25 protein-coding genes and 1 pseudogene are annotated in these 24,216 nt (G+C 74.5%); 15 read left to right on the forward strand and 11 right to left on the reverse strand.

Annotated elements, in window-relative coordinates; genetic code table 11:
- Window positions 1-2: 2 nt before the first annotated feature.
- The 4 genes and pseudogenes from A8711_RS05495 to cofC form a co-directional block, all read right to left on the reverse strand.
- Entirely contained in the window at window positions 3-920 is a 918-nt protein-coding gene (locus tag A8711_RS05495) for an NUDIX hydrolase (RefSeq protein WP_069087640.1), read from the reverse strand.
- Window positions 921-927: 7 nt separating this feature from the next.
- A complete protein-coding gene (locus tag A8711_RS05500) occupies window positions 928-3,240 on the reverse strand; it encodes an RNA degradosome polyphosphate kinase (RefSeq protein WP_069087650.1) in 2,313 nt (770 codons plus the stop codon).
- 54 nt (window positions 3,241-3,294) lie between these two features.
- On the reverse strand, window positions 3,295-3,492 hold the full coding sequence (locus A8711_RS32705; RefSeq protein WP_043330566.1) for a cold-shock protein: 198 nt from the start codon (window positions 3,490-3,492) through the stop codon (window positions 3,295-3,297).
- Between the two features lie 21 nt (window positions 3,493-3,513).
- Window positions 3,514-4,134 (reverse strand): annotated as a pseudogene (gene cofC / locus A8711_RS05505) (2-phospho-L-lactate guanylyltransferase); the annotation flags it as partial.
- Window positions 4,135-4,229: 95 nt separating this feature from the next.
- Here cofC and A8711_RS05510 point away from each other — a divergent pair.
- The 5 genes from A8711_RS05510 to A8711_RS05530 all read left to right on the forward strand — a co-directional run bounded on the left by A8711_RS05510 (window position 4,230) and on the right by A8711_RS05530 (window position 9,228).
- A complete protein-coding gene (locus A8711_RS05510) occupies window positions 4,230-4,955 on the forward strand; it encodes a 1-acyl-sn-glycerol-3-phosphate acyltransferase (protein WP_043325959.1) in 726 nt (241 codons plus the stop codon).
- Window positions 4,952-5,959 carry an NAD(P)H-dependent glycerol-3-phosphate dehydrogenase gene (locus A8711_RS05515; RefSeq protein WP_030500847.1) on the forward strand — a complete coding sequence of 336 codons (1,008 nt, stop codon included), beginning with the start codon at window positions 4,952-4,954 and terminating at the stop codon, window positions 5,957-5,959. Before A8711_RS05510 ends, A8711_RS05515 begins: the two co-directional genes overlap by 4 nt.
- Before the next feature lie 11 nt (window positions 5,960-5,970).
- A complete protein-coding gene (locus tag A8711_RS05520) occupies window positions 5,971-7,089 on the forward strand; it encodes a cystathionine gamma-lyase (RefSeq protein ID WP_043325958.1) in 1,119 nt (372 codons plus the stop codon).
- Between the two features lie 172 nt (window positions 7,090-7,261).
- Window positions 7,262-8,053: a putative protein N(5)-glutamine methyltransferase gene (locus A8711_RS05525; protein WP_043325957.1), complete on the forward strand. Its 792-nt coding sequence runs from the start codon at window positions 7,262-7,264 to the stop codon at window positions 8,051-8,053.
- Between the two features lie 110 nt (window positions 8,054-8,163).
- Entirely contained in the window at window positions 8,164-9,228 is a 1,065-nt protein-coding gene (locus tag A8711_RS05530) for an ROK family protein (protein ID WP_069087651.1), read from the forward strand.
- A 10-nt stretch (window positions 9,229-9,238) separates the two neighbouring features.
- On the opposite strand, the gene A8711_RS05535 is transcribed toward A8711_RS05530, so the two are convergent.
- Complete coding sequence (locus A8711_RS05535; RefSeq protein ID WP_064447251.1) at window positions 9,239-9,439, reverse strand: DUF397 domain-containing protein; 201 nt, start codon at window positions 9,437-9,439, stop codon at window positions 9,239-9,241.
- A 5-nt stretch (window positions 9,440-9,444) separates the two neighbouring features.
- Complete coding sequence (locus A8711_RS05540; RefSeq protein ID WP_043325956.1) at window positions 9,445-10,290, reverse strand: helix-turn-helix transcriptional regulator; 846 nt, start codon at window positions 10,288-10,290, stop codon at window positions 9,445-9,447.
- A gap of 278 nt (window positions 10,291-10,568) precedes the next feature.
- Here A8711_RS05540 and A8711_RS05545 point away from each other — a divergent pair, with 278 nt between their 5' ends.
- Window positions 10,569-10,793, forward strand: a complete 225-nt coding sequence (locus A8711_RS05545) for a hypothetical protein (protein WP_043325954.1) — start codon at window positions 10,569-10,571, stop codon at window positions 10,791-10,793.
- Window positions 10,794-10,965: 172 nt separating this feature from the next.
- Complete coding sequence (locus A8711_RS05550; RefSeq protein ID WP_043325953.1) at window positions 10,966-12,069, forward strand: D-alanine--D-alanine ligase family protein; 1,104 nt, start codon at window positions 10,966-10,968, stop codon at window positions 12,067-12,069.
- A gap of 16 nt (window positions 12,070-12,085) precedes the next feature.
- On the opposite strand, the gene A8711_RS05555 is transcribed toward A8711_RS05550, so the two are convergent.
- Together A8711_RS05555 and A8711_RS05560 are read right to left on the reverse strand one after the other, a co-directional pair.
- Window positions 12,086-12,670 (reverse strand): DUF3515 family protein, encoded by a 585-nt coding sequence (locus A8711_RS05555; protein WP_043325952.1) that lies wholly within the window; start codon window positions 12,668-12,670, stop codon window positions 12,086-12,088.
- A complete protein-coding gene (locus A8711_RS05560; RefSeq protein ID WP_013284547.1) occupies window positions 12,671-12,904 on the reverse strand; it encodes an Lrp/AsnC ligand binding domain-containing protein in 234 nt (77 codons plus the stop codon).
- 163 nt (window positions 12,905-13,067) lie between these two features.
- On the opposite strand from A8711_RS05560, the gene A8711_RS05565 reads away from it, so the two are divergent.
- Both A8711_RS05565 and A8711_RS05570 read left to right on the forward strand, forming a co-directional pair.
- A complete protein-coding gene (locus A8711_RS05565) occupies window positions 13,068-14,018 on the forward strand; it encodes a thiamine-phosphate kinase (RefSeq protein WP_043325951.1) in 951 nt (316 codons plus the stop codon).
- Window positions 14,019-14,080: 62 nt separating this feature from the next.
- Window positions 14,081-14,548, forward strand: a complete 468-nt coding sequence (locus A8711_RS05570) for a GNAT family N-acetyltransferase (protein ID WP_043325950.1) — start codon at window positions 14,081-14,083, stop codon at window positions 14,546-14,548.
- Here the strand turns inward: A8711_RS05570 and A8711_RS05575 are convergent.
- Window positions 14,545-15,801: an ATP-grasp domain-containing protein gene (locus A8711_RS05575; protein ID WP_069087641.1), complete on the reverse strand. Its 1,257-nt coding sequence runs from the start codon at window positions 15,799-15,801 to the stop codon at window positions 14,545-14,547. The two genes, A8711_RS05570 and A8711_RS05575, sit on opposite strands and share 4 nt — an antisense overlap.
- A 184-nt stretch (window positions 15,802-15,985) precedes the next feature.
- Window positions 15,986-16,177 carry a 50S ribosomal protein L28 gene (rpmB, locus tag A8711_RS05580; protein ID WP_011905179.1) on the reverse strand — a complete coding sequence of 64 codons (192 nt, stop codon included), beginning with the start codon at window positions 16,175-16,177 and terminating at the stop codon, window positions 15,986-15,988.
- A 210-nt stretch (window positions 16,178-16,387) separates the two neighbouring features.
- On the opposite strand from rpmB, the gene A8711_RS05585 reads away from it, so the two are divergent.
- Genes A8711_RS05585 through A8711_RS05595 form a run of 3 tightly spaced genes read left to right on the forward strand, consistent with a single transcriptional unit; the run spans window position 16,388 to window position 21,195 of the window.
- Window positions 16,388-18,001, forward strand: coding sequence for a DAK2 domain-containing protein (locus A8711_RS05585; RefSeq protein ID WP_069087642.1), 1,614 nt, complete (start codon window positions 16,388-16,390; stop codon window positions 17,999-18,001).
- Window positions 17,998-20,199 carry an ATP-dependent DNA helicase RecG gene (recG, locus tag A8711_RS05590; protein WP_069087643.1) on the forward strand — a complete coding sequence of 734 codons (2,202 nt, stop codon included), beginning with the start codon at window positions 17,998-18,000 and terminating at the stop codon, window positions 20,197-20,199. The genes A8711_RS05585 and recG overlap by 4 nt, the downstream gene beginning before the upstream one ends.
- A gap of 60 nt (window positions 20,200-20,259) precedes the next feature.
- Window positions 20,260-21,195, forward strand: coding sequence for a serine hydrolase (locus tag A8711_RS05595; RefSeq protein ID WP_069087644.1), 936 nt, complete (start codon window positions 20,260-20,262; stop codon window positions 21,193-21,195).
- 83 nt (window positions 21,196-21,278) lie between these two features.
- Here A8711_RS05595 and A8711_RS32380 read toward each other — a convergent pair whose 3' ends face one another.
- A complete protein-coding gene (locus tag A8711_RS32380; protein ID WP_069087645.1) occupies window positions 21,279-22,217 on the reverse strand; it encodes a cell wall anchor protein in 939 nt (312 codons plus the stop codon).
- A 249-nt stretch (window positions 22,218-22,466) separates the two neighbouring features.
- On the opposite strand from A8711_RS32380, the gene rsmD reads away from it, so the two are divergent.
- The 3 genes from rsmD (at window position 22,467) to A8711_RS05615 (ending at window position 24,142) form a co-directional block, all read left to right on the forward strand.
- Window positions 22,467-23,030 (forward strand): 16S rRNA (guanine(966)-N(2))-methyltransferase RsmD, encoded by a 564-nt coding sequence (gene rsmD, locus A8711_RS05605; protein WP_069087646.1) that lies wholly within the window; start codon window positions 22,467-22,469, stop codon window positions 23,028-23,030.
- Window positions 23,027-23,503: a pantetheine-phosphate adenylyltransferase gene (gene coaD / locus A8711_RS05610; protein WP_043325944.1), complete on the forward strand. Its 477-nt coding sequence runs from the start codon at window positions 23,027-23,029 to the stop codon at window positions 23,501-23,503. The genes rsmD and coaD overlap by 4 nt, the downstream gene beginning before the upstream one ends.
- 141 nt (window positions 23,504-23,644) lie before the next feature.
- Window positions 23,645-24,142 (forward strand): hypothetical protein, encoded by a 498-nt coding sequence (locus A8711_RS05615; protein WP_043325943.1) that lies wholly within the window; start codon window positions 23,645-23,647, stop codon window positions 24,140-24,142.
- Window positions 24,143-24,216: the final 74 nt, after the last annotated feature.

Consider the following 24,216-nt stretch of genomic DNA (forward strand, 5'->3'; position numbering starts at 1 on the left):
CCTCACAGCCGGTCCGGGAGGACCAGCCGGTCACCGGCGAACGGCAGCAGCCAGCCACCGCCCTTGGCGGTGGTGAAGTCCTCGTCCACGCGGCCGGTGAGCCGTTCCAGCGCGCCCGGGATCACCTTGCCCTGGCTGCACACCGCCACCGTCCCGGCGGCCTGCGCCAGCGCGACCAGGCGGGCCGCGGCGGCGAGCGCGCACTCCTCGGCCTGCTGGCCCGGCTCCGGCTCGTCGAAGTCGCCGCACACCTCGATCGGCAGGTCCAGCCGGGCCGCGGCCGGACTCAGCGTCTGCACGCAGCGGCGCGCCGAGGCGGAGCACAGGCGGGCCGGGCGGACCAGGGCCACGAGCGGCACCAGCGCCAGCGCCTGGGCCTGCCCGTCGTCGTCCAGCGGGCGCCCGTGGTCCGGGCCGGTCCAGGTGCCGCGCTTGCCGGCGCTGGCGTGCCGCACCAGCAGCACGGTCGCGGTGACCGGCGGCAGCGCCGCGAACGCGGCGATCACCTCGGCGTCGTGCGGGTAGCTGACCCGGCGTACCGCGTCGTCGACCGGGAACCAGGCCACGTCGTCGACCTCGGTGCCGGGCTGGAAGCCGCCGGCGCCGGCCGCCCGCATGGACCAGTAGTCGACCGCCTTGGCGTGATCCTCGCTGCGGTAGCGGACGGTGGGCAGGCGCACCTGCGGCACCGCGCGTACGTCGGTCTCCTCGGCGACCTCACGGACGGCGGCGACCAGCGGATGCTCGCCGCGGTCCAGCTTGCCCTTCGGCAACGACCAGTCGCCGTACCGGGGGCGGTGCACGAGGCAGACCTCGACGCCGGCCGGGCCCGGGCGCCACACCACGCCGCCCGCGGCCCGGATCCGTACCGGCTCGTCGTCGCTCACCCGCTCACCGTATGCCCGCCCGGCACGCGCCACGGCCCGCTCAGTCCGCCCGGCCGCCGACCCGGCGCAGCAACAGGTCCTGCAGGTGGGTCAGCGGCGTGTCGCCGTCGCCGGTACGCCGGTGCCAGGTGCCGTCGGCGGCCAGCTCGAACGCGTCCACGTCGGGGTCGAACGCGGCGGTGAGGACGTGGTCCAGCTCGGCGCGGGCCACCGGATCGCTCACCTGCACCAGCGCCTCGACCCGGCGGTCCAGGTTGCGGTGCATCAGGTCGGCCGAGCCCATCCAGAACTCGGCGTCGCCGTTGTTGCCGAACCGGAAGATCCGGGAGTGCTCCAGGAACCGGCCGAGAATCGAGCGGACCCGGATGTTCTCCGACAGCCCCGGCACGCCCGGCCGCAGCGTGCACATGCCCCGGATCAGCAGGTCCACGTGCACGCCGGCCCGCGACGCCCGGTAGAGCGCGTCGGTGATCTCCTCGTCCACCAGGGAGTTCACCTTGAACTGCACCAGCCCCGGCATGCCCAGCCGGACGTGCTCGATCTCCCTGTCGATGCGCTCGATCAGGCCGCTGCGGATGCCCTGCGGCGCCACCAGCAGCCGCCGGTACGCGGTCTGCCGGCTGTAGCCGGTGAGCACGTTGAACAGGTCGGTCAGGTCGGCGCCGATCTCCGGGTCGGCGGTGAGCATGCCGAAGTCCTCGTAGAGCCTTGCCGTCTTCGGGTGGTAGTTGCCGGTGCCGATGTGGCAGTACCGGCGGATCTGGTTGCCCTCCTGGCGTACCACGAGCGCGGTCTTGCAGTGCGTCTTGAGGCCCACCAGGCCGTACACCACGTGGCAGCCGGCCCGTTCCAGCGTGCGCGCCCAGCCGATGTTCGCCACCTCGTCGAAGCGCGCCTTCAGCTCCACCAGCACCACCACCTGCTTGCCGGCGGCGGCCGCGTCGACCAGCGCGTCCACGATCGGGGAGTCGCCGCTGGTGCGGTAGAGCGTCTGCTTGATGGCGAGCACGTTCGGGTCGGCCGCGGCCTGCTCGACGAAGCGCTGCACGCTGGTGGCGAACGAGTGGTACGGGTGGTGCACCAGCACGTCGCCGTCGCGCAGCGTGGCGAAGACGCTGCGCGGCACCTCGCCCTCGGCCAGGCGCGGATGGGTGGCCGGCACGAACGACGGGTCCTTCAGGTCGGGCCGGTCCGCCTCGCCGTAGACCTGCCACAGCGCGGACAGGTCGAGCAGCCCGCGTACCCGCAGCACGTCGTGGTCGTCCATGTCCAGCTCGCGGACGAGCAGCTCCAGCATGTGGTCGGAGATGGACGCGGCCACCTCCAGGCGTACCGGCGGACCGAACCGGCGCCGGGCCAGTTCCCGTTCCAGCGCCTGGAGCAGGTCCTCGTCGCGGTCCTCGTCCACCTCGACCTCGGCGTTGCGGGTCACCCGGAACAGGTGGCACTCGACCACCTGCATGCCGGAGAAGAGCTGGCCGAGGTGCACCGAGATGAGGTCCTCCACCGGCAGGAACCGCACGCCCGGCTGCTCCCGGTGGACCCGGACGAACCGGGGCACGTTGTTCGGCACCTTGACCCGGGCGAACAGCTCCGAGCCGCCGTCCGGGTCGCGTACCGAGACGGCCAGGTTCAGCGACCGGCCGGAGATGTACGGGAACGGGTGCGCCGGGTCGACCGCCAGCGGGGTGAGCACCGGGAAGATGTGCTCCCGGAACCAGGTGCGCAGCCGCTCCCGCTCGGCGTCGTCCAGGTCGCTCCAGCGCAGGATGCGGATGTCCTCGGCGGCGAGCTTCGGCAGCACGTCGTCGACCAGGCAGGCGGCGTGCCGGGCGACCAGGCCGGCGGCCTTCTCGGTGACGAGTTCGAGCTGGGTGCGCAGCGGCAGCCGGTCGCCACCGCGTACCGGCAGGCCGGCGGAGAGGCGGCGCTTCAACCCGGCCACCCGGACCATGTAGAACTCGTCCAGGTTGCTGGCGAAGATGGCCAGGAACTTCGCCCGTTCCAGCAGCGGGGTGCGCGGGTCCTCGGCGAGCGCCAGCACCCGGGCGTTGAAGTCGAGCCAGGACAGCTCCCGGTTGAGGAAGCGGTCCTCCGGCAGCGGCTGCGCCGGTGGCGACCCGGCGTCCGGGCCGGTCTCGTCCGGGCCGGTCTCGTCCGGGCCCTCGACCGGGTCGAGCGGCTCGTCCAGCCCGGTGGCGCCGGCCGCGTCCGGGTCGGCGCCGAGGCGCTCCTCCGGGGGCCGGGGCTGGCGGAACCGCCCGTCCGGGCCGCGGCTGGGGCGGCCGTTGTGGGGCGGGCCGGGGTCGAGGATCGGCGGCGGGCCGTCGGGGTGCTCGCGAGGGGTGCTCACCACCTCATGATTCCCCGATAAGGGTGAACGGAAAATGAACTCCGGCCAGGTTGTTCACGCCATGGTCGGCAAGGTCACCCGGACGACCTCGCCGTCGGCGTCCCGCTCGATCCGGACACGCTGCCCCAATCGGAGCAGCCGCAGCCCGGAGGCGTCGAACGCGCGGGCCGGGAACGCCAGCTCGGTGCCGTCGTCGAGCAGCAGCACGCCGCTGCGGGTCGACGCGTCGTAGGTGGCCACCGTGCCCTGCATGCCAGCACCGTACCGGACTTCGGCCCCGGCCAGCAGCGCCGCCGTGCGTGGCCCCAGACCCAGCCCGGCGGCGGCGGCCAGGTCCGCCGGGGTGTCCACGTCCCGGCGCAGGCTGGGCCAGTCACCGGCCAGCGGCAGCGCCCCGCTCGCCGCGTGGGCGGCGGCCGAGCCGGGCCCGAACCGCGGCGCCAGCGGCACCCCGGCCGGCGCGGCCAGCAGCACGGTGCCACCGCCGGGTGCGTCCGCGACGTACCCGCGTACCCCCTGGGTGGCACGCAGCGCGGCGGCCAGCTCGGCCGGTCGCAGCGCGGGCAGGTCGGCGGTCAGGCCGGCCACGGCGGCGCGCGGCCCGGCGACGGCCGCGCCGTGCCGGAACGCCGCGTTCAGCCCGGCGCCCGGATCGGCGGCGACCCGGGCGCCCGCCGCGTCCGCCGCCGCGCGCACCCGCGCGTCGTCGGTCACCACGAGCACCCCGGCGACCGCCGGGCACGCCCGCGCCGCGCGCAGCGTGTCGGCCGCCAGGGCCAGCGCCAGCTCCTCATGGGGTACGCCGGGCAGCGCGCCCCGCAGCCGGCTCTTCGCCGCTCCCAGGCGCTTCACCGGCATCACCACGGTCCAGCGGGCCTCAGACACGCCGACCATCCTGCCAGCGGGAGCGCCGGTACCCGCACTGGCCGCAGCGGGGGCGAACAGGCATGATTCTGTGCCGGGGCGCGTGGGCGGATCGAGGAGGCACTGTGGCACGGCGGAGGCTGGGGTTCTGGCGACGGCTCGCCGTGGTGCTGGTGAAGCCGCTGATGACGGTCTGGACCCGGCGCACCTGGCGGGGCATGGAGCACCTGCGCGGCGACGGCGGCGTGATCCTCGTGCCGAACCACATCTCGCACGCCGACCCGCTCGTGGTCGCCCACTACATCTACGACGCCGGGCGCTGGCCGCGTTTCCTCGGCAAGGCCAGCGTGTTCCGGGTGCCGGTGGTCGGCGCGATCCTGCACCGCTGCCAGCAGATCCCTGTCGAACGGGGCACCGTCGAGGCGGTCAAGTCGCTGGACAAGCTGGTCGCCGCGCTGGCCGAGGGGGGCGCCGTGGTGATCTACCCGGAGGGCACCACCACCCGGGAGCCGGACCTGTGGCCGATGAAGGGCAAGACCGGCGCGGCCCGGCTGGCGCTCGCGACCGGCGCCCCGGTGGTCCCGATCGCCATGGTCGGCCCGGAGCGGATGTTCGACCCGCGTACGGCGCGGTTCGGGCTGCGCCCGCGTACCCCGGTGACGGTGGTCGCCGGCCCGCCGGTGGACCTGAGCCCCTGGGCCGGGGCCACGCCGACCCGGCCGATCCTGGAGGAGATGACGGACACCATCATGCTGCGCATCCGGGATCTGGTCGCGGAGATCCGTGGCGGCACACCACCGCCGCTCTGGCAGCGGCCCGCCCGCACCGGCATCCGGGAGGCCGGCGAATGAGCGGGCACGTGGCGGTGCTGGGCGCCGGGTCCTGGGGGACCGCGTTCGCCAAGATCCTCGCCGACGCCGGGCGGGACGTCACAGTGCTGGCCCGCCGCGCCGCCGTGGCCGAGGCGATCCGGACCGGCCGGGAGAACCCGGAGTACCTGCCGGGCGTGCGCCTGCCGGAGCGGGTGACCGCCACCGGCGACGCCGCCGAGGCGATCGAGGGCGCCGAGGTGGTGGTGCTCTCGGTGCCGTCGCAGACGCTGCGCGGCAACCTCGCCGACTGGACGCCGTACGTGGCGCCGGACGCCACGCTCGTGTCGCTGATGAAGGGCATCGAGCTGGGCACCACCAAGCGGATGAGCCAGGTGATCATGGAGACCGCCGGGGTGCCCGCCGACCGGGTGGTGGTCGTCTCCGGGCCCAACCTGGCCCCGGAGATCGCCGCCGAGCAGCCGGCCGCGACGGTGGTCGCCGGCACCGACAGCCGGCGTACCGCGCTGGTGCAGGCGTCCATCCGGACCCCGTACTTCCGCCCGTACACGAACGACGACGTGATCGGCTGCGAGCTGGGCGGCGCGGTGAAGAACGTGATCGCGCTGGCGTACGGCATCGCCACCGCGATGGGCTTCGGCGACAACACCCGGGCCATGCTGATGACCCGGGGGCTGGCCGAGACCGCCCGGCTGGGCGTGGCGCTCGGCGCCGACCCGATCACGTTCGCCGGGCTGGCCGGCATGGGCGACCTGGTCGCCTCCTGCTCGTCCCCGATGGCCCGTAACCGCACCTTCGGCGAGCACCTCGGCCGGGGGGAGTCGCTGGAGCAGGCCCAGGCGGCCACCCGGCAGACCGCCGAGGGCGTCAAGAGCTGCCTGGCCATCCGCGACCTGGCCCGCGCGCACGGGGTCGAGATGCCGATCACCGAGCAGATCGAGCGGATCTGCCACGAGGGGATGGACCCGCGCCTTGCGGTGGACGCGCTGATGAGCCGTACCGCCAAGCCTGAGTCGTACGAGTGAGCGGAGCCGGGATGAGTGGCGAGAACTGGGGCGACGGCACGCGCAGCGTCCACGCCGGACTGCCGGAGGCGGTACCCGGGCAGCCGTTCCTGCCCGGCCCGGTCTTCGCCGCGCCGTACCACCTCGACCCGGAGCGCGGCCCGTCGGCGGCGGCGGACGGGTACGGGCGGCCCGACAACCCGACCCGGCGACTGCTGGAGACGGCGATCGGCGAGCTGGAGGGCGCCGACTGCCGCGTCTTCGCCAGCGGCCAGGCCGCCATCACCGGGCTGCTGCTGACGGTGCTGCGACCCGGCGACACCGTGCTGCTGCCCGCCGACGGCTACTACTCGGTGCGCTCGTTCGCCTCGGGCACGCTGGAGCAGCTCGGCGTACGGGTGACGCTGGTGCCGACCGCCGGGCCGTACCCATCGTTCGACGGCGTGCGGCTGGTGCTGCTGGAGACCCCGGCGAACCCCGGCCTGGACGTCGTCGACGTGCGGGCGGTGGCCGCCGCCGCGCACGCCGCCGGGGCGCTGGTGGCGGTGGACAACACCACCGCGACGCCGCTCGGGCAGCGCCCGCTGGACCTCGGCGCGGACGTGGTGGTCGCCTCCGGCACCAAGGCGCTGACCGGCCACTCGGATCTGCTGCTGGGCTATCTGGCCACCCGCGACGCCGGGCTGCGGGACGCGGCGACCACCTGGCGCAACGCCACCGGTGGGGTGCCCGGCGCGTTCGACTGCTGGCTGGCCCACCGGTCACTGGCCACGCTCGACCTGCGGCTGGCCCGGCAGACCGCCAACGCGCGGGCGCTGGCCGACCTGCTCGCGGCCCGGCCGGACGTGACCGGGGTGCGCTGGCCCGGACGGCCGGACGACCCGGCGTACCCGGTCGCGTCGGCACAGATGCGGCGCGTGCCGGGCGTGGTCTCGTTCGACCTGGGCGACGAGGGCCGGGTGGCCCGGTTCCTCGGCGCCTCCCGGCTGGTGGCCGCCGCCACCTCGTTCGGCGGGCTGCACAGCACCGCCGACCGGCGCGCCCAGTGGGGCGACGCCACGCCGCCCGGCTTCGTGCGGTTCTCCTGCGGCATCGAGGACACCGCCGATCTGCTCGCCGACGTGGCGGCTGCGCTGGACGCGGCGGGCTGACGGCGCGACGTCCGCTGGGCTATCGTGACGGGCAGCCACGGCCCGTGCGGCCCCGACCCGAGGAGGTGAGTCCGATCCCCCAGCAGAGGACCGGCGTTCCCTCCGAGTCCGCGTCGCCCAGGAGCTGAGGCGACGCCGGGAGCGCCGACGAGCGCTTCCCGAAAGGCCTGCCATGGCATCCACCGTGTTCACTCCCGACCGTCCGGCCCTCGTCCGCCGGCTGCGCGCCGCCGGTTGCGTCTTCGCCGAGGACGAGGCGGAACTGCTGATCGCCGCCGCCGACTCGGCGCAGGCGTTGACCCGGCTGGTCGACCGTCGCGTCGCCGGCCTGCCGCTGGAACATCTGCTCGGCTGGGCCGAGTTCTGCGGTCGGCGGATCGCCGTCCACCCGGGTGTGTTCGTGCCGCGCGGCCGGACCGCCCTGCTCGTCGACGCCGCGACGGCGCTGGCCGGGCCGGCCCCCGCGGTGCTCGACCTGTGCTGCGGCTCCGGCGCCGCCGCCGTGGTGCTGCATGAGCGGCTGACGCCGCGCTGGCTGGCCGCCGCCGACATCGACCCGGTGGCGGTGGCCTGCGCCCGGCGCAACCTCGAACCACTGGGCGTCCCGGTCTACGAGGGCGACCTGTTCGACGCGCTGCCGGCCGGCCGGCGCGGGACGCTGGACCTGGTGGTGGCGAACGCGCCGTACGTGCCGACCGCCGCGGTGACCTCGCTGCCGGCCGAAGCGCGCCTGTACGAGGCGCCGGTGGCGCTGGACGGCGGCACGGACGGCCTGGCCGTGCTGCGCCGGGTCGCCTCCGGTGCGGCCGAGTGGCTCGCCCCGGGCGGGCATGTGGTGGTCGAGGTGAGCGTCGCGCAGGCCCCGGAGTTGTGCGCCGTGTTCACCGCCGCCGGGCTGGAGCCGGCGGTGGTCCGCGACGAGGAACGCGAGGCGACAGCGGTGACCGCCCGCCGTCCCGGCTGACCGCGGCGGGGGAGCCCCGGCTGATCGCGGTGGGGGAGTCCCGCCGGGGGCGTGGCGGGTGGGCCGGACGGGAACTAGCCTCGGGTCAGGCGCGGCGGGAGGCGGTGGCGGTGGGCAGCGCAGGTGTGCCGGTGGTGGTGGGGCTCGACAACGGGGGCACGAGCGACAACGCCACTGTGCTGACCGTCGACGGCCGGTTCCTGGTGGACGGGCTGCTGGAGATCCCGAGTGACGTGGGCGCCGGGCCGGAGGCGGCGGTGGAGGCGCTGGCGCGGGCGTTCGACGGCGTGCTCGCCCACACCGGCGTGCCCCGCGACCTGGTACGCGCGGTCGGGCTGGACACGCCCGGCCCGGCCAGCGCCACCGGGGTCATCTCCTCGCGGGGCTCCACCAACTTCTCCCAGCCGGCCTGGCGCGGCTTCGACGTGCGTACCGCGCTGGAGCGGCGGCTCGGCCTGCCGGTGGTGTACGCCAACGACGGCAACGCCGCCGCGCTCTACGCCCACCACGTGCACTTCGGCGCGGACGCGATGGCCCGGTCCTCGGTGGCCGCGATCGTCGGCACCGGGCTCGGCGGGGGTGTGGTGGAGTCCGGGCGGGTGGTCGGCGGCGCGGCCGGCATGGCCGGCGAGTTCGGGCACGTGCACATCCCGCTGGACGGCCTGGTCGAGCCGGACCAGGCGGCGCCGGTCTGCGCGTGCGGCTTCACCGGTGACGCGGAGAGCGTCGCCTCGCTGACCGCGATCCGGCGCAACCTGCTGCCGTACTGGCTGGCCCGGCATCCGGAGCATCCGCTGGCCGCGGAGGAGCCGGACCGGGCCGCGAAGCTGCTGCGCGGCTACGGCGAGCGGGGCGACCCGCTGGCCCGCCAGGTGTTCGGCCAGCAGGCGCGGGCGCTGGGGCGGCTGTTCACCATCGCGGCCAACTTCACCGACCCGCACGCGTACTTCGTCGGCGGGGGCGTGGTGGAGGCGGCGCCGGAGTTCCGGGACTGGTTCCTCGCCGCTGTCGCCGAGCACACGGTGCTCCGTGCGGAGCAGCGGGCGGTGGCCACCTTCGCCCTGGTGCCGGACCGGGACATGGCCGGGGCGCGTGGGGTGGCCATCGCCGCTCTGGAGGTGGTGCGTGCCGCCGCCGTGGCCGCGCCGTTGCGGCCGGGCGGCGCGTCCGCCTGAGGAGCCGCGGTCAGGGGCGCGGCGGCGCCGCGGTGAACGCGGCCCAGGCGTGCGGCCGGAACACCAGCACCGGGCCGGCCGGGTCCTTGGAGTCGCGGACCGCCACCGAGCCGGGCAGCGGCGCCATCTCCACGCATGCGCCCTCGTCGCCGCTGTGACTGCTCTTGCGCCAGCCGGCCGGTGTCGGGTGCGGACGGTTCGTGCCGTTCATCTGGGTCACCTCTCGTTCAGCAGGCGGAGCAACTGGTCCCGACTGGCCGCCGGGCTCAGCGCCACGGTCCGCAGGTGCTCCATGATCTTGGTGCAGGTACGCAGGTCGCCCGGCCGATCGAGGATCATCTGCCCGGCGACGGTCTCCACCGAGGCGATGATCGGGTCCTCCGGGTCGGCGAACTCCAGCATGTGCAGCGAGCCCCGGGTGCCGCGGTGGTAACCGGCGGCCAGGGGGATCACCTGCACCGTGATGTTCGGCAGTTCGGCCATCTTCACCAGGTGCTGGAGCTGGGCGGACATGACCGAGGGCCCACCGACCGGGCGCAGCAGCGCGCCCTCGTCGATGATGGCGTCGAGGATCGGCGGCTCGTCCCCGGAGAGCCGCTGCTGGCGGTCCAGCCGTAGCTGCACCCGCTGCTCGACCTGCTCGTCGCTGAGGGTGTGCGGGCCGCCGCGCATCACGCCGCGGATGTAGTCGGCGGTCTGCAGCAGACCGGGCACCACCGACGGCTCGAAGTTCGCGATGCCGGTGGCCTCGGCCTCCAGCGCGATGAAGTCGATGGTGCGGCGGTCCAGCAGGTACGAGTAGGACACCCACCAGCCGGGCTTGCGGGCGTCCTTCGCGAGCTCCACGGCCGCGGCGATCTCGTCCGGGCCCACGCCGTAGCTGGTCAGCAACGCGCGCACGGTGGCGGGACTGATCAGCGTCTGCGCGTTCTCGTAGCGGGACAGCGTGCTCCGGGTGCTGTTGATCTCGTCGGCCGCGGACTCCAGGGTGAGGCCGGCGGCCTCCCGGTGGGTCCGCAGTGCGATGCCGAGCCGTCGGGCCCGGGCGGTCTTCGGCGCCATGCATCGATGGTCGCACATCTGGTGGGAAAATGTGCGTGAGAGAAAGTCGATGAGAGTTGCATTCACGCCCGTGAACCTGTCAACCTGTGACGGCGTCCTCACCGCCGGTTGTCGTGGCGACGGTGGCGGTGAGCGACCGGAGGGGATGKGGCGCGCGGTGGTCGGATTTCTACTCCCCCACGATCCGGCCGCCGCGTGCCCCTGCCGGTCCACGAGATGGGGAGGGGTTCCGCGATGACGGTGACGGCCTGCCGCCTGCGGAGCGGAGGTGGCCGGGAATGACCCGGTTCCTCGTGGTCCTCACCGACGTGCGACCCCCGGACGGCGCCGGGCGCGACGAGCGGACCAGCCCCGAACGCCGACGGCAGGTCGTCGGCGCGAACAGCCGGGAGGCGGCCGACCGGATCGCCGGCGCGTTCATGGCGCTGGGCATGGTGCGGGCCGGCCGGCAGCGCGTCAAGGTGATCGCGGTCGGCCGCCGGCCCCGGCACCCGGCCTTCTGAGTCGGAGCCACCCTCGTATGGTTACTCCCTGTATATGTCACCTTGACCGTTTGCCACGCGGCTCCGCGTCTCCCCGGGTATCGACCACCCCCGCCGACAACGCACAGTAAGGTCAATCGGGTGAGCGCCACCGGCGAGCACGGCCAGCCGCAGTCGCGACGATGAGGTGACCATGACCACCCCAGGCAAGACCCGTGTGGCGATCGTCTTCGGTGGCCGCAGCCCCGAGCACGGCATCTCCTGCGTCAGCGCCGGCAGCGTGCTGGCCGCGCTCGACCCGGACGAGTTCGAGGTGGTGCCGGTCGGCATCACCCGGCAGGGCCAGTGGGTGCTCGCCGACGGCGAACCGAGCCGGCTCGCCATCACCGACCGGAAGCTCCCGGAGATCACCGCCGGGTCCGGCGCCGAGCTGGTGCTGCGCGCCGACCCGGCCGCGGGCGGCCTGATGGTGCTCGACCCGGCCCAGGGGCCGGTCGCGCTCGCCGACGTGGACGTGGTCTTCCCGGTGCTGCACGGCGCGTACGGCGAGGACGGCACGATCCAGGGAATGCTGGAGATGGCCGACATCCCCTACGTCGGCGCGAACGTGTTCGCCTCCGCCGCGGCCATGGACAAGGAGTTCACCAAGAAGCTCTGCGCCGCCGAGGGCATCCCGGTCGGCCCGTACGCGGTGCTGCGCGCCGGGATGTCGCTGAGCGAGGAGGACAAGGAGCGCCTCGGGCTGCCCGTCTTCGTCAAGCCGTCCCGGGCCGGCTCCTCGTTCGGCATCACCAAGGTCGACGACTGGGCGGACCTGGACGCCGCGCTCGTCACCGCCCGGGAGATCGACAGCAAGGTGCTCGTCGAAGGCGCCGTGGTCGGCCGCGAGATCGAGTGCGGTGTGCTGGAGGGCGAGGCCGGCGGCGCGCCGGAGGCCTCGGTGCTCGCCGAGGTGCGGATGATCGGCGACCGCGACTGGTACGACTTCGAGGCCAAGTACATCTTCGCCGACGAGGTCTGCGAGTACGACGTACCGGCCGACCTGCCCGAGCCGGTCGCGCGGCAGGTGCGCGACTACGCCACCCGGGCCTTCACCGCGCTCGACTGCTCCGGCCTGGCCCGGGTCGACTTCTTCGTGACCCCGCAGATGGACGTCTACCTCAACGAGATCAACACGATGCCGGGCTTCACCCCGACGTCGATGTTCCCGCGGATGTGGTCGGCCAGCGGGCTGGAGTACCCGAAGCTGGTCAATCGGCTGATCCGTACCGCCCTGCACCGCCGCGCCGGCCGCTGAACCGGCCGGCCGGGCGTCAGGCGGAGCAGCCCGAGGGGGCCTGCTTCGCCGAGGGCACGGAGCTGACGATGGTGTCGGAGATCGTCGTCACCCACTGCAGCGGCGGCTCGTACGACTTCGGCACCCGCACCCGGATCGGCGTCTCCCGGTCGACGGTGGTCAGCACCGTGGCGTCGGCCTCCTCGGCCGCGTGCCAGCAGACCTTGTTCACCGTCCACACCTCGTCGGTGGGCGGGAACTGCGCCGGGCTGCCGCCGCAGGCCACCGTCAGCGCCGGGTCGCCGTACGCGGCGTTCTGCTCCGGGCCCGCGGTGACCGGACGCTGCGGCAGGTCACGCACGCTGTCCGGAAGCTGCGACATCAGGGCACGGCAGAGTACGGTCGGGCGCTCGGCCAGCGCCGGGGCGGCCATCTCGACCGGCGCGCTCGACTGTGCCCGGGGGCTCGCCGACGCGCTCGGCCCGGCGTCCGGCGACTCCGGGGCCAGCTTGGCGAACGTGAACCCGGCCACCGCCACCGTCACCGGCACGGCGACCAGAGTCGCCCAGAGCGCGGCGCGGCGGGTGGAGCGGTCCGGGCGCGGGGAAGTCTTCTCGTCCACTTACAGCCGCACCACCGAACACGTGAGGGTGCGGGTGATGCCGGGCACCATCTGCACCTTGCTGACAATGAGTTTGCCGAGCTCGTCGACGGTGTTCGCCTCGGTGAGCACCACCACGTCGTACGGCCCGGTGACGGCGTCGACCCGTACCACGCCGGCCAGGTCCGCGATCAGACCGGCCACGTCACGCGCCCGGCCGACCTCGGTCTGGATGAGGATGTACGCCTGTACCACGACTCGACCTCCGTCCGTCGCCTCCGGGCGACCCGAAGGGTGAAACTACCGTACTGAGCGGCAGTGATCCCTATCGGTTGCCGGTCGTACGCGGTGAGCGAGCACACGCCGGCGCGGACAGGGGTGGAACGTGCGCAACGACGCAGCGGATCGAGGGGACGGCATGACGGTCACGGATGTCGGCGAGTTCGGGCTGATCGACCGGGTGACCGCCCGGCTGGCACAGGGACAGAGCTGCCTGCTCGGCCCCGGCGACGACGGCGCGGTGGTGGCGGCGCCGGACCGGCGGGTGGTCGCATCGACCGACGTGCTGGTGGAGGGACGGCACTTCCGGCGCGACTGGTCGGCGGCGCGGGACGTGGGACACCGCGCGGCGGCGGCCAACCTCGCCGACATCGCCGCCATGGGCGCCACCCCGACCGCGCTGCTCGTCGCGCTCTGCATGCCGGCCGAGCTGGACCCGGCCTGGGCCGAGGAGCTGGCCGACGGGCTGGGCGCGGAGGCGGCGCTCGTCGGCGCGAGCGTGGTCGGCGGGGACATGTCGGCCAGCCCGACGCTCACCATCGCGGTGACCGCGCTCGGCGACCTGGCCGGGCGGCCACCGGTGGTCCGCTCCGGCGCCCGGCCCGGCGACGTGGTGGCGCTGGCCGGGCGCACCGGCTGGGCGGCGGCGGGCTACACGGTGCTGTCCCGGGGCTTCCGCACGCCCCGGCTGCTGGTCGAGGCGTTCCGCCGCCCGGAGGTGCCGTACGCGGCCGGACCGGCCGCCGCCGCGGCCGGCGCCACCGCCATGATCGACGTGTCGGACGGGCTGCTGGCCGACCTCGGGCACGTGGCCGCCGCCAGCGGCGTGGCCGTCGACCTGAGCCGGGAGGCGTTCGAGGTGCCCCGGCAGATGCGCGACGCGGCGGCGGCGCTCGGCGTCGACCCGTACACCTGGATCCTGGCCGGCGGCGACGACCACGCCCTGGCGGCGACTTTCCCGCCCGACGCCGCGCTGCCCGACGGCTGGCGGCCGGTCGGGCGGGTGGCGGCCGGCGCCGGCGTCACCGTCGACGGCGCCGGGTACGACGGCCCGCGCGGCTGGGACCACTTCCGCCGAACGGCGGAGTGATCTGCGTCCGACCCCCGGCCGCCCGGCCGGGCGGGGGTCGGAGGCGGTCGTAACCTGGCACGGTGAGCGAGATCGAGATCCGGGAGCGGCGCTTCGACGCGCCCGAGTCGCAGGCGCTGATCCGGGCGGCGCTGGCCGACCTCGGCGCCCGTTACGGCGGCAGCGGCGACGACACCCCTGTCGACGCGGCCGAGTTCACCCCGCCGGACGGCGCGTTCCTCGTCGCCTACCTCGACGGGCGTCCGGTGGGCTGCGGCGGCTGGCGCAGCCACGGCGAGGACGGCGACACGGCCGAGTTGAAGCGGATGTACACCGACCCGGCGGCCCGGGGCCGGGGCGTGGCCCGTGCGGTGCTCGGCGCGGTCGAGCGCTCCGCCCGTGACCACGGCCGCAAACGGATCGTGCTGGAGTGCGGCGACAAGCAGCCCGAGGCGATCGCCATGTACACCTCGTCCGGCTACGAGCGGATCCCGAACTTCGGCTACTACAAGGACGCCCCGGGCTGCCTGTCCTACGGCCGCACGCTCTAGCCGACGGTGATGCGGATCTCGTTCGCGGCGCGGCGCGCGGCACTGGCCGCCTCGTCCGGGGTCGCGCCCCAGGCCATCAGGTGCCCGCTGCGGTGCGCCGAGGAGAGCAGTTCCGGCACGGTCTGACCGACCTTCGTCTCGACCTGCACGTCGAGCACGCCCGGCACGCGCAGCGCGTCGCGCTTGCCGTCGACGGCGGTGACCTGTCCGGGCGGCGCGATCAGGAACTCGATGGCCGCCGCGCCGGTCGGCCGCGCCGGCAACGTCGGCCGTTCGCCGCGCAGCACCCGCAGGTACGCCTCGATGACGTCGCGCTCGTAGGCGATCGAGATCAGCGCGGTGATCATGTCGCCGGGCATCCGGGCCGCGCACTCCACCAGCGTCGGCACGCCGTCGACGAGGATCCACTCGCTGTGCAGCATGCCGCTGCGGAAGCCGGCCGCCTCGGCGAGGCGTACCGCGGCGGCGCGCAGCGCGTCGTGCTCGGTGGCGGGCAGCGCGGACGGCACGGTGTGGCCGGTCTCGACCGGGTACCGGCCACCGGCGATCCGCTTGTCGGTGACGTTAGCGAAGATCACCTCGCCGTCGGCGACCAGCAGCTCGACGCTGTGCTCGGAGCCGACCAGCAGCTCCTCCACCAGCACGCCGGTGGGCAGGCCGCGCTCGGTGGCCTCGGCCGGGTCCGGCGGCGCGGCGCTCGCCGCCCAGCGGGCGGGCACCTCGGCCGGGTCGGTGATCAGCTGCACGCCCAGGCTGCCGGAACGGCGGGTGGGCTTGAGCACGCACCGGCCGCCGTGCGCCCGTGCGAACTCCACCGCCCGCGCCGGGTCGTCGACCAGCTCGTAGACGGGGTTGGCCAGTCCGATCCGGTCGGCGAGCAGCCGCATCCGGTGCTTGTCGGAGAAGATGTCAGCGGCCTCCGCCCCGGCGCCGGGCAACCCGAGCCGCTCGGCGAGCCGGGCGGCGGCGCCGACCGCGTACTCCAGGCCGGGCAGGACCAGCCGGGCGTCGGCCAGGGCGGGCTCGCGGGCGAGCAGGGCGTCGGCGTCGAAGCCGGTCTGGTACTCGGCCTCGACCAGTCGCCCGATCATCGGCAGCCGCTCGGCGAACCGGGCCAGGTCGCGGCGGGCGATCACGTCCGGCTCCTCGACCAGTACCACGGTGCCGGCCGGCAGTTGCTGGTCGAACCAGCTCAGTGAGCCGAACGACGCGCCCACCACCACCAGTTGCTCGCGACCCAGATCGAGGTCCACCGGTCACCCTCCCCACGGCTCGCGCCGGAACCGGACGGCCGGCGCAGCAGCACCCTAACCGGCCCGTACCAGCCGGTCGCCGTACGGTCGGTCAGGTGTGCGGCGCGGGTCGGTGGATACGACAGAAGCCGGCGGATCCCGAGGGATCCGCCGGCGACCGACGATGTTCGGTGGCGCTACCGCGTCAGGCGCGGGTGACCTTGCCGGCCTTGATGCACGAGGTGCAGACCTTCAACTTCTTGGTGTTGCCGCCACCGGCCGGGGTGCGCACCGACTGGATGTTCGGGTTCCAGCGGCGGTTGGTCCGCCGGTGCGAGTGGGACACGTTGTGGCCGAAGCCCGGCCCCTTGCCACAGACGTCGCACACGCTAGCCACGGGATACTCCTGGGATTGAAACGTTCATGAGGTCGCCGCCAGGCGCTGCCCGGGCAACCTGGTCAGGTTACCCGATGACAGTCGGTACGCCCAACCGGCCCTTTCGCGAGCCCACCCAGCGTACCGGCGACCCGGCCGGGCCGGCGGGCGGGGCGGACACGCGGCGGACGACCCCGGCGCGTGTCGGTGCGCGCCAGTAGGCTTCCCGACGTGCTGGAGACCCTCGACGCCGCCGCGGTGCGCCGCTGGTGCGCGAGCGGGCTGGCCGCCCTCCGGCGGCACCAGGGCGAGATCGACGAGCTGAACGTCTACCCGGTGCCCGACGGCGACACCGGCACCAACCTGGTCCTCACGCTGACCTCGGCCCAGCAGGCCCTGGCCATGGACCTCGGCACCCTCCCCGACGACGGGCACACCCCGCACGGGCACGCGCTGCGGCTGATGGCCCGGGGCGCGCTGCTCGGGGCGCGCGGCAACTCCGGGGTGATCGTCTCGCAGATCCTGCGCGGCCTCGCCGACACGCTCGCCGCCGCTCCCGCGGTGGGCGGGCGGCAACTCGCCGACGCGCTGGCCGACGCCACCACAGCCGCCTACGCCGCGGTCGCCCGGCCGGTCGAGGGCACGCTGCTCAGCGTGGTCGCCGCGGCGGCCCACGCGGCCCGTCTCGTGGACAGCGACGACCTGCGCACAGTGGCCCGGGCCGCGGCCGAGGCGGCGGCGCACGCGCTGGCGCGTACCCCCGAGCAGTTGCCGGAGCTGGCCCGCGCGGGCGTGGTCGACGCCGGTGGGCGCGGCCTGTGTCTGCTGCTTGACGCGCTGGTCGAGGTGGTCACGGGGGAGAGCCCGGCCCAGCCGGCGCCCGCGCCGCCCACCCGCCGTCCGCCGGCCACCGCCGTGCGGGAGAGCGGCTCCGACGTGTACGCCTACGAGGTGCAGTACCTGCTCGACGCGGACGACGAGGCGGTGGCCCGGCTGCGCGCCGAGCTGGCAGTGCTCGGCGACTCGCTGGCGATCGTCGGCGACGGCGCCGGCACCTGGAACGTGCACGTGCACGTCAACGACGTCGGAGCGGCGATCGAGGCGGGCGTGGTCGCCGGCCGGCCGCACCGCATCGGCGTGACCCGCTTCGCCGACCAGACCGCCCCGGCGCCGGGGCCGCAGGCGCCGCTGCCCGAGGGGCGGGCCGCCGTGGTGGTGGCCACCGGCGCGGGCATCGCCGAGCTGTTCGCCGCCGAGGGCGCCGTGGTGGTGCCGGCCAACCCGTCCACCGGTGAGCTGCTGAACGCGATCCGGGCCACCGGCGCCGCCCGGGTGGTGGTGCTGCCGAACGACCCGAACACGCAGTCGGTGGCGAGCGCGGCCGCGAAGGAGGCGTACGGCCTCGGCGTCAAGGTGAGCGTGGTGCCCACCCGTTCCCCGGTGCAGGCGCTCGCGGCGCTCGCAGTACGCGACCCGAAACGGCGCTTCGAGGACGACGTGATCGCGATGGCCGAGGCGGCCGGCGCCTGCCGGTACGCCGAGGTGTGCCACGCCGCCCGGGAGGCGCTCACCGTCGCCGGCCCGGCCCGCGCGGGTGACGTGCTGGCGCTGGTCGAGGGCGAGGTGCACCTGATCGGGCAGGATCTGACCGACACCTGCATCGCGGTGGTGGACCGGATGCTCGGCGGTGGCGGTGAGCTGGTCACGCTGCTGTGCGGCGCGGATGCGCCGGCCGGGCTGGCCGACCGGGTCCGTGAGCATGTCGAGCGGGCCTGGCCGTTCGTCGAGGTGCAGGCGTACGAGGGCGGGCAGCCGCACTATCCGCTCCTGGTGGGGGTCGAATGACGAGCGAGGCGGCCACTGTGGACACGCCGCTGAAGAAGCTGGTCGGCGAGCGCACCGCGAAGGCGTTGGCCGGGCATCTCGACCTGCACACCGCGGGCGACCTGATCTACCACTTCCCGCGCCGGTACGACGAGCGCGGCGAGCACACCGACATCCGCTCGCTCGACGTGGGGGAGCAGGTCACAGTGCTCGCCCAGGTGCAGCGCACCGCCGTGCGCCCGATGCGCCAGCGGCGCGGCAACCTGCTGGAGGTCACCGTCGGCGACGGCTCCGGCGGCGTGCTCACCTGCACGTTCTTCGGCAACCAGGCGTGGCGGGAGCGGGAGCTGCGGCCCGGCCGGTGGGGGTTGTTCGCCGGCAAGGTGACCGAGTTCCGGGGCAAGCGGCAGCTCAACGGCCCGGAGTACGTCCTGCTCGGCGAGGGCGGCGAGGGCGAGGCGGCGGCGAACGAGGAGGTCGAGGAGTTCGCCGGTGCCCTGATCCCGGTCTATCCGGCCGCGGCGGCGGTACCGACCTGGGTGATCGCCCGCTGCGTGCGCGTCGTGCTGGACACGTTCACCCCGCCGGACGACCCACTGCCGGCCACCGTGCGGGCCACCCGCAACCTGGCCGACATCGGCACCGCGCTGCGCGAGATCCACCGCCCGACCAGCAAGGAGGCGCTCTACCGGGCGCGTCGGCGGCTCAAGTGGGACGAGGCGTTCGCCGTGCAGCTCACGCTGGTGCAGCGCAAGCACCGGGCCGCGGCGTGGCCGGCGCGGGCCCGGCCGGCGAAGGCGGGCGGCCTGCTCGACGCGTTCGACGCCCGGCTGCCGTACGAGCTGACCTCCGGCCAGCAGGTCGTCGGGCGGGAGATCGCCGCCGACCTGGCCGCCGCGCACCCGATGCACCGGCTGCTGCAGGGCGAGGTGGGCTCCGGCAAGACCGTGGTGGCGCTGCGCGCCATGCTCCAGGTCGTCGACGCCGGTGGGCAGGCCGCGCTGCTCGCGCCGACCGAGGTGCTCGCCGCCCAGCACCACCGGGGCATCCTCGACCTGCTCGGCCCGCTCGGCCGGGCCGGTGAGCTGGGCGCCGCCGAGGACGCCACCCGGGTGGAGCTGGTCACCGGCTCGCTTGGCGCGGCGGCCCGGCGCCGGGCGCTGGCCGAGGTGGCCGAGGGGCGGGCCGGCATCGTGCTCGGCACGCACGCGCTGCTCTACGAGGGCGTCGACTTCCACGACCTGGGCCTGGTGGTGGTGGACGAGCAGCACCGCTTCGGCGTGGAGCAGCGCGACGCGCTGCGCGCCAAGGCCGACCAGCCGCCGCACGTGCTGGTGATGACGGCCACCCCGATTCCGCGCACGGTGGCCATGACCGTCTACGGCGATCTGGAGACCTCCACGCTGTCCCAGCTTCCGCAGGGTCGCTCGCCGATCGCCTCGCACGTCGTACCGGCCGCCGAGAAGCCCGCGTTCCTCGACCGGGCCTGGCGCCGGCTGCGCGAGGAGGTCGCGAAGGGCCACCAGGCGTACGTGGTGTGCCCGCGCATCGGTGAGGGTCCGGTGTCGGACGAGGAGGCGCCGCGGGAGGACGACAACGGCCGGCGCCCGCCGCTGGCGGTGACCGAGGTGGCCCCGCTGCTGGCCGAGGGGCCCCTGCACGGGCTGCGGATCGGGGTGCTGCACGGGCGGCTGCCCGCCGACGAGAAGGACGCGGTGATGCGCGCGTTCGCCGACGGCGAGCTGGACGTGCTGGTCGCGACCACAGTGGTCGAGGTCGGCGTGAACGTGCCGAACGCGACGGTGATGATCGTGCTGGACGCCGACCGGTTCGGCGTCTCCCAGCTGCACCAGTTGCGCGGCCGGGTCGGCCGGGGCTCGGCCGCCGGTCTGTGCCTGCTGGTCACCGAGGCGGTCGAGGGCTCGTCGGCGCGGGAACGGCTGGACGCGGTCGCCTCCACCACCGACGGGTTCAAGCTGGCCGAACTCGACCTGGAACAGCGCCGCGAGGGCGACGTGCTCGGCGCGACCCAGTCCGGCCGGCGCTCGCACCTGCGGCTGCTGTCGCTGAGACGCGACGCCGAGCTGATCCGCGACGCGCGGGCCGAGGCGATCGAACTGGTCGAGGAGGACCCGGACCTGGCCCGGCATCCGGCGCTCGCGGCCTCGGTGGCCGCGCTCGTCGACGAGGAACGCGCCGAATACCTGGAGAAGGGCTGACGGCGGGCCGGTGCGGTCGCGGGGCAGCGGCACGCCCGTGGCGTGCCTAGGCTCGCGCAGATGTCGACACCATCACCCGAACGCGGCGTGCTGCTTCTGGCCCGAGGTGACGAGCTCCTGGTGGACCGGGTCGCCGGGGTCGCCGACGAGACGTCCGGCCGGCGCTGCACCCCGGCGACCCGATTCCAGATCGCCTCGATCAGCAAGCAGATGGCAGCAGTGGCGGTGCTGCTGCTCGCCGAGCGGGGCGCGCTGAGCCTGTCCGACCCGGTGGTACGCCGGCTGCCCGGCACGCCGCCGCCGCAGTGGTCCGGCATCACGCTGCACCACCTGCTCACCCATACCTCGGGGCTCGGGCACTGGGAGGACTACCCGGCGATCGACCTGCACGGGCCGGCCGAGCCGGACGACCTGCTCGACCGGTTCGCGGCGCTGCCGCCACTGTTCCCGCCCGGCGCCGGGTGGCACTACAGCAGTCCCGGCTACGTGCTGCTGGCCCGGACCGTCGAGCAGGTGGCCGACCGGCCGTACGCCGAGTTCCTCGCCGGGGAGGTCTTCGCGCCGCTGGGCATGACCGGCAGCTTCGCCGGTTCCGGCGAGGGGCGGCCGGACGTGGCGACCGGGCACGAGGGCGGCCGCCCGGTGCCGTCCTGGGACCTGGTGACGGTGAGCATGGGCGCTGGTGACGTCTGGTGCACCGGGGCGGACCTGCTCACCTGGCTCGACGTACCGCGCCGGGGGCGGCTGCTCGCCAGGGCCTCGGTGGCGGCGATGACCGCGCCGCACGCGCCCACCGGACGGCCCGACGAGGCGTACGGCTACGGGTTCTTCGTCGGCCCGCTGGCCGGCCGGCGGGCGCTGCACCACTCCGGGGACAACGGTGGCTACAAGGCGTTCGCCGCCTGGCTGCCCGACTCCGACGAGCGGCTCGTCCTGCTGACCAACCAGGCCGAGGTCGACCCGGTCGCGGTCACGTCGGTGCTCGACACGGTCTGACCGCCCGCGCGCCCTGTGCCGGACCCGCGGCAGGCACGGCGAGGGCGCGCCGACCGGGTGGTCGACGCGCCCTCGGGTGCGGATCAGGCGGTGAAGCGGATCCGGCGGCGACGGGCCACCACGAACAGCACCGCGCCGGCGGTTAGCAGCAGCGCGGCGCCGCCGACGATGGCGCCGGCGGCCGGGCCGGTGACGGGCAGGCCGCCACCCTGGCCGGAGCAGTCGTCCGGCTGGGTGTACGGGATGGTCTCGGCGTCCTCGACCACGTCGTACTTCACCGTGACCTTGAGACCCGGGTAGGCGCCGAACTCGACCGAGCTGGTCTTGCCGGGCTCGGACGCGAGCGTCCTGGTGACGCCCTTCTCGGTGGTCAGCGTGGCGGTGAACGGCGCGCCCTGGGCCGGGTTCTCCACGACGAACGTCATCGAGTCGCAGTCCTGGTCCAGCTTGAAGATCGGCTCCGCCGGCGGGGCGGACGGCGACGGCGGGGTGGACGGGCTCGGCGGGAGGGACGCCGACGGCGTCGGGGTCGGCGAGGCCGGCGTGCTCGGCGTGGGCGTGGGACTCGGCGGCGTGCTGGGCGACGGCGACGGGCTCGGCGTCACGCAGTCGCGGGCCGGGCGGGCGATCACGGTCCGCTCGCCCTCGTGCGACTTGCGGCCCCGGTCCCAGTGCGCCCCGACGGTCAGCTTCAGCTCCGGAATCGCGCCGGCGAACGTGTGGGTCTGGGTGCCGGTGAGCGTGCCCTTGCCGGCCGGCTTCAGCTCGGCGCCGACCGCCAGGTCCCCGCTGACCGGGCCGGGCACTGTGGACACGAGCTTGGTGATGCGGCCGGAGATGTCGGTCTCGCTGCTGGTCACGGACCAGGTGACGGTGACCGCGCCGTTCGGGGTGGCGCAGTAGCTGCCGGACGGCTCGGGGTGGTGGGCGGCGGCCGGGCCGGCGACGGTGGCGACGCCCGCGAGGCCGAGCAGCGTGCCGGCGGTGAGGGCGGCGGCACGCCGGAGGTGGAGACGATTCACGCCTGCTCCTGACGAGGGGGAGGATGGGAGAGACCGGGCGGAGGGGCCGGAGCCGCGCGTCCGTCCGGCAATCGGGCCAGACCCTAGCGAGATCGACAGTGCGGGCGTTACCGAGATCGACGGGTCGTAAAGGGTCCGTTATGAATCCGAGATCATTGATGTACGTCGAGTCACCCGGCGTCACCTCGGGTGCTCGATCCACCCCGGCGCGCGGGTCGCGTAGCGTCGGGGCATGCGCAGGGAGCGACGGTGACCCGGATCGTGGCCGGCACGCTCGGCGGGCGGCGGATTGCCGCGCCGCCCGGCGCCGGCACCCGGCCCACCTCCGACCGGGTCCGGGAGGCGCTGTTCAGCGCCGTGCACTCGCACGTCGACCTGGACGGGGCACGTTTCGCCGACCTGTACGCCGGTTCCGGCGCGGTCGGCCTGGAGGCGCTGTCCCGGGGCGCCGCGCACGTGCTGCTCGTCGAGTCCGACGCGCGTGCCGCCCGGGTGATCCGGGAGAACATCGCCGCGCTCCGGGCCGCTCCCGCCGCGCGTCTGGTCACCGGCAAGGTCGCCACCGTGCTGGCCGCCGGTCCGGCCGACGGCCCGTACGACGTGGTCTTCGCCGATCCGCCGTACGCGGTGCCGGACGCCGAGATCACCGCGATGCTGACGGCGCTGGTCGACGGCGGCTGGCTCGCCCCGGACGCCCTGGTGATCGTCGAGCGGTCCAGTCGTTCCGGATCGGTCACGTGGGTGGAAGGTGTCACTCCGGAGCGCAGCAGACGTTACGGCGAGACCACTCTTTGGTACGGTCGCCGATCATGAGACGTGCGGTCTGCCCGGGCTCGTTCGACCCGGTCACCAACGGTCACCTCGACATCATCGGCCGGGCGAGCCGGCTGTTCGACGAGGTGATCGTCGGGGTGCTGGTCAACCAGTCGAAGCAGGGCCTGTTCACGGTCGAGGAGCGGATCGACATGCTCCACGAGGTCACCGCCTCGTACGACAACGTCCGGGTCGAGTCGTTCCGCGGTCTGCTCGTCGACTTCTGCCGGGCGCAGCAGGCGAGTGTGCTGATCAAGGGCCTGCGGGCGGTGAGCGACTTCGACTACGAGCTGCAGATGGCCCAGATGAACATCGGCCTGGCCGGCGTGGAGACGCTGTTCATGCCGACCAACCCGCTCTACTCGTTCATCTCGTCCAGCCTGATCAAGGACGTGGCGAAGTGGGGCGGCGACGTCTCCGCCCACGTCCCCGACCTGGTCCGGGAGCAGCTGGCCACCCGCCTCCGCCCCTGACCCTCCGCCGGGGGTGGGCGACGCGCCGGGTGGGGCGGGTGGGGCGTGGGTGGCTCGGGCGCGACATGATGTGTGCAGCGCCGAAGCCGGGCGCAGGCCGCATCATGGAGGGCGGCCGACGAAGACAGGAGTGAGGTACCGGTGGACCCGCTCGATCGCATCGACGAACTGATCGCCATGGTGGAGCAGGCCCGCTCCGTCCCGATGTCGCGCAACAACTGCATGGTCGACCGGGGCGAGATGATCGCCGCGCTCGACGAGTTGCGCGCGGAGCTTCCCGCCGACCTGCGCCGGGCCGCCGCGCTGCTGGAGGAACGGGACAAGATCATGGAGGCCGGCAAGCGCGAGGCCGACCGGATCATCAGCGAGGGTGAGGCGGAACACGCCCGGCTGGTCTCGGTCAACGAGATCACCGTCTCGGCCGAGCACGAGGGCGCGCGGATCATCGCCGAGGCGCGGGCCGAGGCGCAGCGCCTCCGCGAGGAGGTGGACGACTACGTCGACACCGCGCTGGCGAACTTCGAGCAGTTCCTCACCCGGGCGCTCGCCTCGATAGAGCGCGGCCGGGACAAGATGCACGCGCTGCGCGAGATCGGCACCTTCGCCGGGGACGAGCCGGACCGCCCGCTACCCTTCTGAGCGGCGCGCGGGCCGGTCGCCGACAGCCGGCTGCCGCCGAGCCGGAGGTCCGCCCCCGGTTCGACGGTCCGCCG

Origin of the sequence: Micromonospora sp. II (assembly GCF_001709195.1) — a bacterium.
Taxonomy (GTDB): domain Bacteria; phylum Actinomycetota; class Actinomycetes; order Mycobacteriales; family Micromonosporaceae; genus Micromonospora; species Micromonospora chalcea.